We start from the raw sequence: 12,993 nt of genomic DNA, 5'->3' as shown, positions 1-12,993 counted from the left end.
GGGTCAATCGTTGCAGAGCCACGGATCTGGTGTGCCTCGTAGCGGGGGAGACATTGTGGCCAGAGTAATGTTTCCTACCCGTAGAGTGATATCGCCATGCGTCCGCACGGTGTCCCGCAGGCGCACGAGCGGATAGTCGCCGCGGGCGTGCGCGGTCAACTCCTGTACGACGCCGGCGCCCGCGATCACCGCGATGTACGGGTTCGCCAGGCCGGGCACGTCCAGCCGCAGCCACCGATGCTCCGTCGTCAGGCGGGGTGGCGCCGTGTGCCACTGCCGATCCACGCGCACCCGCATGTGCGGTGGGCGCACGGTGAGCGTAAGCAGGCGCCCGAATGCCACGCAGGTGAGCGGGCGCGTCGTCTGCGCGGCGGTGAAGGTGAGCGCCTGCGGAGTCGCGGTAAGCCCGGGACCGGTGTGGAAGGAGACGTCCGCCGGAGCCAGCCCGTCTCCTTCGAACAGCCGGACCGGCGGGTCGTAGCGGACCCGCAGTCCCTCGACGATGGTGACCGTGTGCCGTTGGGGCCGGCCACCCGCACCCGAGACCGTCACGGTGAAAGTCCCGAGCAAGGGCCTGGGCAATAGAGCCCACGGGTCGGCGGGATCGGCTCGCTGTGCCGTACCGCCCGCCTGTTCTACCGTGACCCGCCAGTCTCCCCGTGGCAGCCACAGGGCAGGCGGAGCAGCCATTACGGCGGAGCCGTCCGGTGCGCTGACGCCGCCGATGGCCTCCCCCGGCACCAGCCGTGGCCCGGCCTTGCCCCGCACCGGCCTCCTGCGGCCGTCGGCCCCGGACGAGGCCGCAGCCAGCCAGTTTCCACCCTCCAGCGAGACCAGCGCCAGCCGCCAGTGTTCCCAGCCAAAGGGCAGCAGGCCTTCGGCGATCGTGCGCAGCGGGCCATCGGAGGTCAGCACGCCGTCGCGGCGATGAGCGACCCAGACCGGACCGGGTGGCAGGTCCCCGGTCAGCTCGCGGCCGTCCTCGGCGAAGACGAGCAGGTCCTCTCCCTCCGGCCCGGAGATACCCCCGCCGAACGGGTCAAGGAGACGCCGGGGCGGCTCGGGCACCGGTCGTCCGGCATGCAGCATGATCGACTGGGTGGCGGTGGCCTCACGCGGCAGCCCGAAGACCTCCAGCGCGGCCAGAAACGCCTTGCCCCAGCCGGCCGTGTTGCCCCGGCGTCTGGTGGCCACCCTCCAGCGAGGCCAGAACGCCTCGCCGGCCGCCGCCATGTGAGTGAGCGAGATCGCCACGCAGGCGGGCCAGCGGACGGCGACCTCTTCATGGCCGTAGACGTGGCCGAGCGCTTCGGCCGCTGCTGTGGACATCTCCCCGGGAACGTCGGCTTCCGACACCAGTGACACCTGGCGCAGCTGCGCGGCCCACTGCCGTTCGAGCAGGTCGAGAAGGGAGATGAACGGCATCACCGGCGTGCCGGCACCCAGGGGGTCCGGTAAGCGCGCTCCAAACCTCGATCTCCGCTCTTGGAGAAGCACGGCGGACGGCGATCGCGGGTGCGTGAAAGATGGACGATCTCGCTCGGTCTCAGCTCACGGGCCTGAGCCCGGCGGCGCAGGATGAGCAACGCGCTGGACAGCTTGCCGAGGTCGACGATCTTCTCCAAGTACGGCATGCGGGCGCGCCGCCTGTCCTCGATCCCCGCGGGGGTGAGCCGGCCCATTCCGATGGGGTCCACGAACCCCTGTTCGTCCAGCGCGGCCTCGGCCGCCTCCGTGACTCGGGATTCCATCTGGGTGGAGGGCATAACCGCTCATCGTAGACGCGTTAGTGGCCGGACTCGGCAGCCCTGGAGCCCAGGACGACATGCTCGATCACGTCCCGGCAGGCGGGTCCGAGGCGGTCGGACCAGAAAGCGATGAGGCCGAGGGCATGGGCTTCACGGCAGACTCACGATCGATCGAGAGATCGACGTCGATGTACTTGCGGGCCACCTTGTAGATCTTCTCGTCCGTAGTGACCAGGGTGCGGTCCAGCGCTTCGGCCAGGGCGACGTAGGTGGCGTCGTAACCGTTGAAGTCGGCTCGCAGGTCCCAGGCGCGACCGGCGGTCAGGTCGTCCGCGTGACGGGTGAAGGGCAGGCCTGCCTTGACGATCCGGGCGCCCTCGGCGCGTGCCTCGCTGATCCTCCCGCCGAGGAGGAGACTGCGCATGGCGTTGCGGAACTCGTAGTCGAGCAGGTGAGGGATGTGGAGCCGGTTCTCGGCGACGCTCGTGAGTAGTTCGTCTGCGGGGGCGTCTCCGGCCAGGGCCTCGACGAGGGCCGAACTGTCGATGACGATCACGTCTCGCGGATCTTCCGTATCTCGGCTACGACGTCGTTGTGGCTCGCTCCGCCGCCGAATGATCGGAGCGCCTCCAGTCGTTCTCTGATCGTGTACGGGGCGGGAGTGGGGGCGACCTCGGTGAGGATGTCGGCCACGTACGCGGACAGCGACATGCGCTTACGTGCGGCCCGCGCTTTCAGTTCGGCGACCACTTCCGCGTCCAGCCCTCTGACCTGCAAGGTGGCGTCCATATGTAAAGCACTCTTGTGAGATATGCGCACAGCTACTATCAGCCATGGTCACGCAGGATCTCCCCGATCAGCGCCCGGGCAGCCTCGACCCGGTGCGTTGGCCGGATCGCTTCCTGGAGCGTGTACGTCATCAAGGTGAGCGCCTGCGCGGCCATGGCCGCAGCCACGTCCTGCCGCCCGTAGCCGAGTGTCGCGTTGAACGCCCCGGCCCGCGCATCCAGGAACCGCCGTCCATCCGCGGCCACCACCTCACACCCCTCGCCTTTGACGAGGAGCAGGGGATCAGGATCGGCATGAAGGGGTGTCCACGGGTGCCACACATGGCTGGCCGCGTTCGCGAGGAACTCCTTGGTGAGGGAAGGTCTGTCCATGTGCTCCTCTTTCCGCTGGACTGTCACCCCCTGAGCACACCGCGACAGCGGGTGATGACGCTACGCTGAGATGCGATCACTCACGGTTCGTTCATGGCTTCATGTCGATTCCTGGGAAGGATTCAGATGTGAACCCCACCGCAGGAACGCAGCCACACGGCGGGCCCTCATCGGTCGCCTCAGCGCAGGGGCGGTCGTTCGCGGCCGAGCTCACGTACTGGCGGCGACGGCGAGACATGAGCAAGAAGCAGCTCGCCGTCGCGATGGGCTTCGACCCCTCCTACGTCAGCCATGTCGAAGCCGGCCGCCACCCCCGCCAGCGAAGACTTCGCCCGCAAGGCGGAAAGCGTGATCAACGCGTGCGGCGCACTCTGGCAGGCCTGGCGAATCACCGCACCCGCTCGCTCGGCCGCCCCCGCTCGCTCGGCCGCCCCCGCTCGCTCGGCCGCCCCCGCGGAGCATGACAGCGAGGGCGTCGTCGTGGACGACGACCACGCCCAACTGCACTACGACGGGACGGCTCCACCTATCGGGCGCGGCAGCGGCGACGCCTGTTCAACGGCAGCACCGAGCCGATCACCCGCTACCTGATGCGCATCAGCGTGGACCGCTACCCCGGCCAGCCCGAACGGTCCAACGCTCTCTACCGCGCACGCCCCCTCACCTGGGACGAGCTCGACCTGACCGCGACCTGCGACGGCGAGCCGATGACATGGCGCTCCAAGCACGACCGCGACGCGTTCAAGGAAGCCTGGCTGTGCCTGGAGAACGACCGTGCCCGTTTCCCGCTCTACCCGGATCAGCACGCGGTGCTCGACTACGCCTACCAGGTGGACGATGGCCGCTGGGGGCCCTGGTTCCAGCGCGCCAACGCGATCGCCCAGCCCAGCAGCGACCGGGTGCCGTCATCGATCACCGAGGTCAGCCACGGGCAGACGGCGGGCCCGCGCGACGGAAAAAGGATCTAGGCGAGGCCCAGCTGCAAGCTGAGCAGGATACGTCTGGGGATGCGAGAGAGCAGACGCAAAGAAGCGTGTGGCGGAAGCTGACGAACCTTGCCTCCGTCAGGGACATGCTGGGCTTCCACCAGAAGAAGAACGACCAGAAGAAGAACGACACCACCGAGGATAGCGTCGACACCGACGAGCTTCGGCTCTCGAAGTTACAGGAGGACGAACAAAAACGGCTTGCGGACCTCCGTGAGCGTATGAAGGAAGGAACACTGGCCGAGCTCCCGAAGGACGACACGCGGTGGGCGGCTTATAAGGCCGCCGAAGCTCTGGCATTGGAGAGCATAAGCACGGCGAACTTGGAGAGGTAGTTACCGGTGGCGATCGGCCAACCCCCCACCTCGGCGTCGGCACTGACCACATCGGAGCGGTAGATGGCGGTGGCCTGGCTCACATCCCCACTGACCGCTCGGTTACTACTCAGTCCCCGTCGTCCTGCCTGATGATCTTTTGCGGCGGTCCTGCTCCGGATCAACCGCAACTCCAGGCCCGCGGCGGATCTCGTTGAGCGCCTCGATGACCGCCCGCACCCGGTACAGGGTCCGGCTGCCGCGCTGCTCGCGCTCCGGCACCCGGGCCTCGATCGCGCCTCGGTACTGGCTGATCGTCTTGCCGTCCACGCCCAGCAGCCGAGCGATGCCGCCCAGAGTCCGCATCTGATCGGCATCGGCCGGCATCGGGTACGGCGTCGGCTGCGTGAGTGCCCAAGCGCGCCAGGCATCCAGAGCGGCCACGTCGTACAGCTCGGGGTCCGGACCGGTGGTGTGCGGGCTCGGCCGTTGCCCGAGGGGTGGCGGCTGGGGGCCGACAGGCACGTGGCACATCTGGTGAAGGCCGATGGGCCCGCAGCCGGGGATCCGGAAGGGTTGTGAGCACTCCCTCGCGATTCGGTTATTAAGGGGGGAATCGGGCCTCCATAATCGCCTTTCAGTGCTTGATTATGGATCTCGATTACGATTTGTGTGCATGTGCTGCCCGTGCGCATAAAGTGCCGCCACGATAGGAAGCGTGGTTGCGGGACAGGCAGGCGGATCGCGGCCGCGGCCGATCGGCGTCGCGGTGGCTGTCGTGGTGGCTGTGGCGGGCGGCCGATGATGCCGGGCGGGAGTCGCGTGCGGGTGGCGTTCAGGATCCTGGCCGGTGCCGGTGTGGCCGGGGTGATCGCCGCCGTGGTGGTCATGTGGGTCAGCTGGAAGGGTGACGTCGATCCCGCCGGCGCCACCATCGGATTGGCTTCGCTGATCGTGGCGGCGGTGTCGCTGTGGCAGTCCCGCACCGGCCCCCGGCCCTCCCCACCGGCCGTTGACCCGGCCGTTGACCCCGCCGTTGACCCCGCAGAGCAGGGCGAGCGGCGCGGCCAGTCGCAGGTTTCCGATTCGGCCGGTTCCCCTCGCGTTCCCTCACCCGCCGCATCCGCTCCCGCGCACCCCCCGGCGGTACCGGCAGCGACCGACCGGCGGACGTTGCCGGACGCGGCCACCCTCACCGTCCCGGCCGGGCTGCCCGGGTTGCCCCGCCCGCCGGCGGCGGTGTTCCTGGGCCGCCGGCAGGTGCTCACCCGGCTGCGCAAGACACTGACCACCACACCCAAAACGCCGGCCAGGCCGCCGGCGGCAAGGCTGGCGGGATCGGCGGGGGTGGAGCCGGTGGTGATCACGCAGGCGGCCGTGTACGGGCTGGGCGGGATCGGCAAGAGCGAACTGGCGCTGCAGTACGCCGCCCGCCACCGGCGCGCCTACCGGCTGGTGTGGTGGATCGACGCCGACACCCCGGCCCAGATCCAGACATCGCTGGCAGGGCTGACCCGGGCGATCTGCGCGGGCGCCGACTCGGTGGCGGCGTCCGCGGCGACGGCGGAGGAGGCGGCCGACTGGGCGCTGGCGTGGCTGGCCGCCCACCCCGGCTGGCTGCTCGTCTTCGACAATGTCGAAGACGCCGGTGACCTGCACCCCTACCTGGGCCGGCTGACCGGCGGACACGTGCTGATCACCACCCGGCGCGACACCGGCTGGACGGATATGGGCTGCACCCCCATCAGCCTGGAGGTACTGGACCCCGAACCCGCCCGGCAGCTCCTGACCCGGATGATCACCCAGGCGCATCCCACCCGACCGCCCGGCAGAGGCGCCCCCGCGCACAAGTCCGGACCGGCCGAGCCGGCCGACCTGGCCGGGCTGGCTGAGGATCTGGGATATCTGCCGCTGGCGCTGACGCAAGCCGCCGCGTTCATCGCCCGCACGCCCGGGATGAACGTCACCACCTACCGCACACTGCTGCGCGACAATCCCGGCAAGGCTCACGCGGCCGCGCCGCCCGGCGGCGACGGCGAACGCGTCCTCGCCCAGGTCTGGACGATCACCCGCACCCGGATCGCCGCCCAGAACCCGCTGGCCCCCCACCTGCTGGCGCTGCTGGCCCGCTACGCCCCCGACCAGCTGCCCATCACCGTCCTGCACCACCTGCCCGACGCCCTGCCCGACGTCGATGAACTCCAGATCGGCCAGGCGCTGGGGCTGCTGGCCTCCTACAGCATGATCACCATCAGCCCTGATAACACCGGCCGCGGCCCCGGTTGCGACACCGTCAGCGTCCACCGCCTGGTCCAAGCCGTCACCGTAAACGACCTCCCCGAACACGAGCGCCAGACCGTCCACGCCCGAGCCGCCGACCTGCTGACCGCCGAACTGCCCGCGGACCCGAACGTGATCGACAACTGGCCGGTCTACCGGCGACTGCTGGCCCACGCCCGCGCGGCCCTGCCCCCGCGATCGCCGGCGATGTCCCAGGTGATCGACTACCTGGACGCCAGCGGGGACTACGCCACCGCCAAAACCTTGCAACACCAGCGCTACCAGGCTCAGCTCAACCACCACGGACCCGAACACCCCGAAACGCTGACCGACCGGGCCAACCTGGCCTACTACACCGGGAGAGTGGGGGATGTGGCCGGGGCGCGCGACCAGTTCGCCGCGCTGCTGCCCCTCCGGGAACGCGTCTCGGGGGCCGAACACCCTGAAACGCTGGCCGCCCGGGCCAACCTCGCCTACTGGTCGGGGGAGGCGGGGGATCCGGCCGGGGCGCGCGACCAGTTCGCCGCGCTGCTGCCCCTCCGGGAACGCGTCTCGGGGGCCGAACATCCCCACACGCTGACCGACCGGGCCAACCTCGCCTACTGGTCGGGGCAGGCGGGGGACGCGGCCGGGGCGCGCGACCAGTGCGCCGCACTGCTGCCTATCACCGAACGCGTCCTGGGCGCCGAACACCCCGACACGCTGACCGCCCGGGCCAACCTCGCCTACTGGTCGGGGGAGGCTGGGGACGCGGCCGGGGCGCGCGATCAGTTCGCCGCGCTGCTGCCCCTTCGCGAACGCGTTTCGGGCGCCGAACACCCCGAAACGCTGACCGCCCGGGCCAGCCTCGCCTCCTGGTCGGGGGAGGCTGGGGATGCGGCCGGGGCGCGCGACCAGTTCGCCGCGCTGCTGCCCCTTCGCGAACGCGTCTCGGGCGCCGAACACCCCGACACGCTGACCGCCCGGGCCGACCTCGCCTACTGGGCCCGGCGTTGCCGGGAAACGGGAGCCGACGGCCGGTCCCGAGACGACGCGTGAGTGTTCACCGAAATTCGGTCATTCGGGCACTATTCTGGCCATCATAATCCCAGTTACGCAGGAGAGATCATCTGAGCCGTCGCCGAACAGGCTCACCCGCTCGCATCGCACCGACCAACCAGCGAATACGACACAGTCGAATACGTCACGTTGCCAGTCACAGGCGCGCGGAGGCGCTGGTGAGCAGGGAGTGTTGAGCGACATGTTGAGCGACACGGAATGTCAGTGGCAAACGACAACGGATGACAGTCGGCGCGACACCGATGTCAGCAAGATCTCTCACCCTTCGTAGCCGGACCTTGCGTGCTGACTGGTTCGGGCCCGGGACGGCCGTGTAGGGAGCAGCCCGAGTTCGGCTTCGATCCGATCGCATGTCTCCCGCATCCGGTACCAGTTGCCGCGCATCTCGGGAAGCCGCCCGTCCTGCCGGACGAGGGTGGCCACCAGGTGCACGTGGTCACGGGCGTGCCGGAGCGCGACCCATCGGCACGCTTCGATGTCTCCGAGCGGGGCGATGCCAGCAGCGTCGATGAGCCGGGCGGCGATCCATGCCCAGGTGGTGTCAGTAAGGGGCCGGTCGTGGGGGGCGGTCAGGGCGGTGCAGTGCCAGACGTACCGACCGAGCGGCCGGGCGTAGCACTCGGCCGGGCGGTTGAGGTGCGCGGCCAGGTCGTCGAGCGTCGCGTCGGTACGTGCTGGGTCGGCTCGAACGGGTCCCCGGTGGCGATCAGGCGCGGGTCGCTTTGCTGCTCGTAGTGGCTCTTGCCGGGGCCGTACAGTTCGCGCAGCAGGTCGCGGGTGCGGGACCGTCTACAGCGAAATGTTCTTGGTGGCGGTGACGGCCAGCCGCGAGAACAGGGTTCCGGAGAAACCGAAGAGGAGAGCGAGGGCATAGGCAAACGGGCCGGGCGGCGTGCCCCACGAGTTCTGCTGAAAAACGCTGCCCAGCAGGTTGAGACCCGGGTCGGAGAGCATCCTGACGAGCAGGAGACCGCCGACGGCCGCGAGGGATCCGCCGATCGGCGCCAGCACCAGGACACCCCACGACCGGTCGCGTTTGTCAGCAGAGCGCATGACAGCGGTGGCGGGGGAGAGAAAACCACCGAGCGCCCCGAACAGCATGATCGGCCGAACATCGAAGGAGATGCCAATCAGCAGGATCGCGCCCAGCCCCACCGCGGTCAGCCATAGGGCGACGCGGTGCTGTTCGTATTCGCGCTCCAACTCAGCGAGCCGACGCTGATCGAGTTGCTCGTGCGCCGCGATGAGCACAGCGCGGAGATCGGCGATCGTCTGAGCCTCGTCCAGAGCGGCCCTCACCTGCTGGTCGGTCGTGTCCATGGGCTCCGCGACCCGCAGCCGCAGCGCCTGTGCCTGCGCGGCCACGCCTTCGTCGCTCTCGAACCCGAGCAGCAGGCGCTCGGCGTGATAGAGCACACTCCAGGCCGCCGCCAGCTTTGACAACGGCACCGCGATCACGCCGGCCCGCGGCAGCAGGCGCCAGACCACCGTCCCGGGCCGTTCCAGGTCCTCCAGCCGCGCGGTAACCGCCTCGACAACCTTCACGCACTCCGGTCGATCGTCCGCGGCCTTGATGATCGTGGCGTGCGCCTTGCGGTCGCGGATGCGACCTAACAGGAGGCGGTACCCCGGCGCCGCGATCAACCCCCGGTTGGTGACATAGACCAGGACGAGGTAGCAGCCGCAGATCGCCGCCAACGACCACGGTTCACTACCGGTTATCGCGGCCCACATCACGCCTCGCGTTCCTTCGGCTCATCGGCCGCAGCCCAGCGGGAGAACAGTTCCATCCCCAACGCGTACCCCTCGTCGATCATCTGCTGGCGCCTGCGACTATTCGCGTAGAGCGTGGTGATGAACGATGCCCGCATGGCAGGTCTGATGTGGGTGCTCCCTGGCACACTCGGGCCGCGGCCGTCGATACCGATTTCGGCGTCGATCGCCGGGATGATGTTGCGTGAGAGGACACCGAGAACGTCGCCCGAGCCCCGCGCGACATGCCGGTTCACGTATGCGATGGCACGCGCCTTGTCGACCAGGCAACCCTGGCACACGGCGAGGGTCCTCATCAGTCGGTGGACTTCCGGGAGCTTCGTAGGAAGGCTCCCCGGCTCCACCCGGCTCGCGAGATGTCCACGACGACGATCTCATCAAGGTCCAGGTCCAGCAGCGGGTAGACGGGAACGTTGTCCACCGAGCCGCTATCCCGGCCGATCACGCGGCCGTAGAGGGAACCACCGACAAGGCCGAGTGGCAGCGCCACCGCGCCGGCCACCGCCCGCATCGGGGCACTATCCGCGCCAGCCTCGATCCTGACGTAGTCGGGAACGAACGCGGTCCGCGGACCGGCCGGCACGAATATGCCGGTGTCGACCCATTCCAAATACCGGACTCCGACCCGGCGCGGCCCCGACGGGCTGTCCCATCCCGTGATGCTCGCGTAGTGGAAGACCAGCGAAACCCTACCGACCGAGACGAACGTCGTCGCGGCGCCGGGACGCGGAATCCTGCCGTCAATCAACTCGCCAAGCCGGGCCTCCGCGTGTGATCGGAAGGCGGTGACGTTCAGCCGCTCCAGCCACCGAGCGGCGAACGGCCCAGCCTGGAACAGCAGGAAAAGAATGAGGAAAGGCGCCCCCCAGGAAATGTCCCAAAGCGCGGCTAACGCGGCAGCGACGGCTCCGGCCAGCGCCGCCGCGTAACCTACTGGGAAGATCGGCGTTCGCCAGGCGGTGTAAAGGATGTCCGGCTCGATCCCGACCTCGACGTCCGCGATCATCCGCGCCCGCGAATTGCCGGGCCGGTCGCGGGCACCGTGGACATTGGCCAGCAGCCACGGCAGCAGAAGCACGAGCGAGATCGCACGGGCGGCGATCCCCACGGGCCGGATACGGTACATCGAGCGGAACATGGCCCGTTCCAACCAGTAACGACACATCTCCTCGGCGGACAAATACCGGAGCAGCACTGCATTTAGGGGCCCCCACAGATGCACCGCTCACCGCCACAGGCCGCAATCCGTGGCGCTCCATCGCCAGGAGGAACCCGGCGTGGTACGCGCCGCGGAAGCCGCCGCCGGAGAAGGCCAGACCGAAGCGGCGTGGCACTGCGCGCCTCCCTCCTGCCGACGGCACGGCCGGTGATGTCACCGTGATGGACGGTAGTAGACCGGAGTGCCGCTCGGCCAGCTCCGCCGGACGTCGCCTGGCCGCGCCGACCACCAGCCGGGCTGGGATGGTGATCTTCTGCGGCGGTCCTGATCCGGGTCGGCCGCAACCCCGGGGCCGCGACGGATCTCGTTCAGCGATCAGGCCAGTGGCGGCGATGGCTCGCGCAACAAGATCACCGGCGGGACGCGGTGGTGGAGCTCTACAACCCCCTGTCAGGAGGTCCTCACTCTGGGCGGGCATCAGGAGCATCTCGCCCTTCGCCGAGCGTGCGACATACTCGCGACATACCGCCCCTAAATACGATTGTCCGCGTCAACCATTCGCGAGTACCCAGGAGACCCCGCATGCATGAGAGTGTCGCGTCGCTCCCTCTGGTTGGCGGGCAGGTCGATTCTCGCTGCCCGGGGTCCTGAAGTAGCTGTGATGCGAACCTTCCTGGCCCTCCTGCTCGTGACCACGCTGACCGCCTGCGCCGCCGATTCCCCTCCCGCAGCCCGCTCCGCCGGGGCGAGCGTCCGCCCGACCACCCCCGCCGCCGTCGTCCCTGACCGGCTACGTCCCATCACCGGGGCTCAAGTCTGCGCGGCCATCCCCGAGGCGCTCCGAGAGTCCCTGCTTCCCGGCGACCTGCTCAGCGACGAGATCTCCTGGAGCAACACTGTCGCGACCGCTACGTCGGTCTGGGCGGAGTGCGAGTGGTACTTCGGGGCCCCTCTCTCGCTGGAGGTAACCGTCGAGGCATACGGCACGGCTGGCCAGACCGCAACCGACCACGCCAAGCTGACATTCGAGAAGAGCAAGGCGGAGCACGCGAAACTGCACGAACGGCCGGGTAGCGATTCCTGGACATACAGCCCTGTCGCGGCAGCGAACCACGGTGATGCCGCGTTCAGCCTGACCGGCAGCAGATCCGGCAAGCGCCGCTCGCGCTACGCCTACCTGCTCATCCGGCAGGGGCCCTGGCTGATCTCGATGACCTACCAAGGCGAAGGGCGCGGCGGTGATGTGCCCGAGGCCGAGCTTCGCCGCGACGCGGACCAGATCGCCGAGGTCTTCACCGCGGAAATGGCCGAAGACTCCGGTGCCGTTGCCCCCGATGACCGCGGCCTGTGCGGGGCCGTCTCCGCCGCCGACGTCGCCTCGGTTTTCTTTCCCTCCGTCACGGTAGTGGGGGGCGGCGGCGACGCCGACGACACCGACTGCACGTGGCTGATCCGCGAGCAGATCGGGCAGATGGACGAGGGCGGGCTGGTGAACGGCCCTTGCGGCCGGGGACCGATGCAGATGGAGAACGTCGTCCCCCGTTGCGGGGAGTTGCGCATTCGCGTCAACGACTTGCGGCGTGACGACCGCCGGAAACTCAGAAGCGGGTTCGACGCCATGACCGGACGCTACGCCAAGAGCGCGCCCGTCAAGCGCCTCACCGGCATCGGGGACCGGGCGTTCGCCTTCGCCGACCAGGTTCACGTCCTGGCCGGCGGCTACCTCATCCAGCTCACCTACAACGGCACGAACACCGGTGGAGGCGTCCGCGATGCCCCCGGCTTTCAGGAGCCCAACCTCGACGAAGCCGCCCTCCGTAAGTCTCTCATCCGGATTGCCGAGATCTACGTGCCGGGCTTGTCCGCCCAGAATTGAAGCTGAGCTGCGCTCGCTGGGCGCGCTGTGTCCGCAGCGGCCGGTGTGCTGCTGCGGCCGAGCGCGGTCATTAGTGTCGGCGAGTCAGCCTGCTGAGGGGGAAGTCTCTCCCTCTGGGGCGAAGGCGGCGCCGGTACACGGAGTGAGGATCTGGTGGACAGCCGTTGACGGTAGGGAGGCCGATTACTACCTGGCGCTGCTAGAAGCCAACGTGCTGCATCCGGGACGTCGGCGACCTTATCTACTGGCCTCTGGAAGAACTACGGGACGCTACTCCCGAGGAGATCGTCGAGGCATCCCTCAGCTACCGCCCCATCCCGTTGTGAAAGCCACCAGCCTTGGGGGACCACGCCAGACATGCCTGAAGCGGCTAGTGCTGTGACCGGAAACGATCACGGTGTTGGCGCGTAGGACGCTTCTGCCGGTTGGATGGGTGCTGATCACGTTCGATCGGCGCTCGGGAGGTCAGGTGACGCAACCGGTCAGGGTCCGCAGGCTCACAGAACCGGAAGGGCAGAAACTACAGCGCATCGTGCGGCGCGGCACGACCAGCACGGTGCGCTACCGGCGGGCGATGATCCTGCTGGCCTCGGCCGGCGGCAACACCGTGCCGGTCATCGCCCGACTGGTGCAGGCCG

General features: G+C 68.9%; 15 protein-coding genes and 2 pseudogenes. 6 read left to right on the top strand and 11 right to left on the bottom strand.

What is annotated here, in order from left to right; all coding sequences use genetic code 11:
* Positions 1-3: 3 nt before the first annotated feature.
* The 5 genes from C4V41_RS58765 to C4V41_RS58745 all read right to left on the bottom strand — a co-directional run bounded on the left by C4V41_RS58765 (position 4) and on the right by C4V41_RS58745 (position 2,908).
* Positions 4-1,425: a hypothetical protein gene (locus C4V41_RS58765; RefSeq protein WP_103964737.1), complete on the bottom strand. Its 1,422-nt coding sequence runs from the start codon at positions 1,423-1,425 to the stop codon at positions 4-6.
* On the bottom strand, positions 1,425-1,751 hold the full coding sequence (locus C4V41_RS58760; RefSeq protein ID WP_146104253.1) for a hypothetical protein: 327 nt from the start codon (positions 1,749-1,751) through the stop codon (positions 1,425-1,427). Before C4V41_RS58760 ends, C4V41_RS58765 begins: the two co-directional genes overlap by 1 nt.
* 82 nt (positions 1,752-1,833) lie before the next feature.
* Positions 1,834-2,304, bottom strand: coding sequence for a type II toxin-antitoxin system VapC family toxin (locus C4V41_RS58755; RefSeq protein ID WP_160150780.1), 471 nt, complete (start codon positions 2,302-2,304; stop codon positions 1,834-1,836).
* Complete coding sequence (locus tag C4V41_RS58750; RefSeq protein WP_103964734.1) at positions 2,301-2,537, bottom strand: FitA-like ribbon-helix-helix domain-containing protein; 237 nt, start codon at positions 2,535-2,537, stop codon at positions 2,301-2,303. Before C4V41_RS58750 ends, C4V41_RS58755 begins: the two co-directional genes overlap by 4 nt.
* 38 nt (positions 2,538-2,575) lie before the next feature.
* Positions 2,576-2,908 (bottom strand): aminotransferase class III-fold pyridoxal phosphate-dependent enzyme, encoded by a 333-nt coding sequence (locus tag C4V41_RS58745; RefSeq protein WP_103964733.1) that lies wholly within the window; start codon positions 2,906-2,908, stop codon positions 2,576-2,578.
* Between the two features lie 101 nt (positions 2,909-3,009).
* Here C4V41_RS58745 and C4V41_RS66385 point away from each other — a divergent pair, with 101 nt between their 5' ends.
* From C4V41_RS66385 to C4V41_RS58735, 3 genes are all read left to right on the top strand, one after another.
* Positions 3,010-3,372 carry a helix-turn-helix domain-containing protein gene (locus C4V41_RS66385; protein ID WP_103964732.1) on the top strand — a complete coding sequence of 121 codons (363 nt, stop codon included), beginning with the start codon at positions 3,010-3,012 and terminating at the stop codon, positions 3,370-3,372.
* A 126-nt stretch (positions 3,373-3,498) separates the two neighbouring features.
* A complete protein-coding gene (locus tag C4V41_RS61495) occupies positions 3,499-3,876 on the top strand; it encodes a hypothetical protein (RefSeq protein ID WP_146104252.1) in 378 nt (125 codons plus the stop codon).
* Positions 3,877-3,941: 65 nt separating this feature from the next.
* A complete protein-coding gene (locus C4V41_RS58735) occupies positions 3,942-4,229 on the top strand; it encodes a hypothetical protein (RefSeq protein WP_103964731.1) in 288 nt (95 codons plus the stop codon).
* A gap of 105 nt (positions 4,230-4,334) precedes the next feature.
* On the opposite strand, the gene C4V41_RS58730 is transcribed toward C4V41_RS58735, so the two are convergent.
* The gene (locus tag C4V41_RS58730; protein WP_146104251.1) at positions 4,335-4,733 is read right to left on the bottom strand and encodes a hypothetical protein; all 399 of its coding nucleotides are present in this window, start codon (positions 4,731-4,733) and stop codon (positions 4,335-4,337) included.
* Positions 4,734-5,036: 303 nt separating this feature from the next.
* Here C4V41_RS58730 and C4V41_RS58725 point away from each other — a divergent pair, with 303 nt between their 5' ends.
* Positions 5,037-7,526, top strand: coding sequence for a tetratricopeptide repeat protein (locus tag C4V41_RS58725; protein WP_200825010.1), 2,490 nt, complete (start codon positions 5,037-5,039; stop codon positions 7,524-7,526).
* A gap of 279 nt (positions 7,527-7,805) precedes the next feature.
* On the opposite strand, the gene C4V41_RS66380 is transcribed toward C4V41_RS58725, so the two are convergent.
* From C4V41_RS66380 to C4V41_RS66375, 5 genes and pseudogenes are all read right to left on the bottom strand, one after another.
* Complete coding sequence (locus C4V41_RS66380; protein ID WP_407670180.1) at positions 7,806-8,195, bottom strand: relaxase/mobilization nuclease domain-containing protein; 390 nt, start codon at positions 8,193-8,195, stop codon at positions 7,806-7,808.
* A gap of 141 nt (positions 8,196-8,336) precedes the next feature.
* The gene (locus C4V41_RS58720) at positions 8,337-9,284 is read right to left on the bottom strand and encodes a hypothetical protein (RefSeq protein ID WP_103964728.1); all 948 of its coding nucleotides are present in this window, start codon (positions 9,282-9,284) and stop codon (positions 8,337-8,339) included.
* The gene (locus tag C4V41_RS58715; RefSeq protein WP_103964727.1) at positions 9,281-9,616 is read right to left on the bottom strand and encodes a hypothetical protein; all 336 of its coding nucleotides are present in this window, start codon (positions 9,614-9,616) and stop codon (positions 9,281-9,283) included. Before C4V41_RS58715 ends, C4V41_RS58720 begins: the two co-directional genes overlap by 4 nt.
* Positions 9,616-10,458, bottom strand: coding sequence for a hypothetical protein (locus C4V41_RS62600; RefSeq protein ID WP_160150778.1), 843 nt, complete (start codon positions 10,456-10,458; stop codon positions 9,616-9,618). Before C4V41_RS62600 ends, C4V41_RS58715 begins: the two co-directional genes overlap by 1 nt.
* 79 nt (positions 10,459-10,537) lie before the next feature.
* Positions 10,538-10,957, bottom strand: a pseudogene (locus C4V41_RS66375) (patatin-like phospholipase family protein); the annotation flags it as partial.
* Positions 10,958-11,140: 183 nt separating this feature from the next.
* On the opposite strand from C4V41_RS66375, the gene C4V41_RS58705 reads away from it, so the two are divergent.
* Positions 11,141-12,355, top strand: coding sequence for a hypothetical protein (locus C4V41_RS58705; protein ID WP_103964726.1), 1,215 nt, complete (start codon positions 11,141-11,143; stop codon positions 12,353-12,355).
* 469 nt (positions 12,356-12,824) lie between these two features.
* Positions 12,825-12,993 (top strand): annotated as a pseudogene (locus tag C4V41_RS66005) (IS630 family transposase); the annotation flags it as partial.

This window comes from Nonomuraea solani, from assembly GCF_900108335.1.
Lineage (GTDB): Bacteria > Actinomycetota > Actinomycetes > Streptosporangiales > Streptosporangiaceae > Nonomuraea > Nonomuraea solani.
This window is presented reverse-complemented; position numbering and strand designations above follow the sequence as displayed.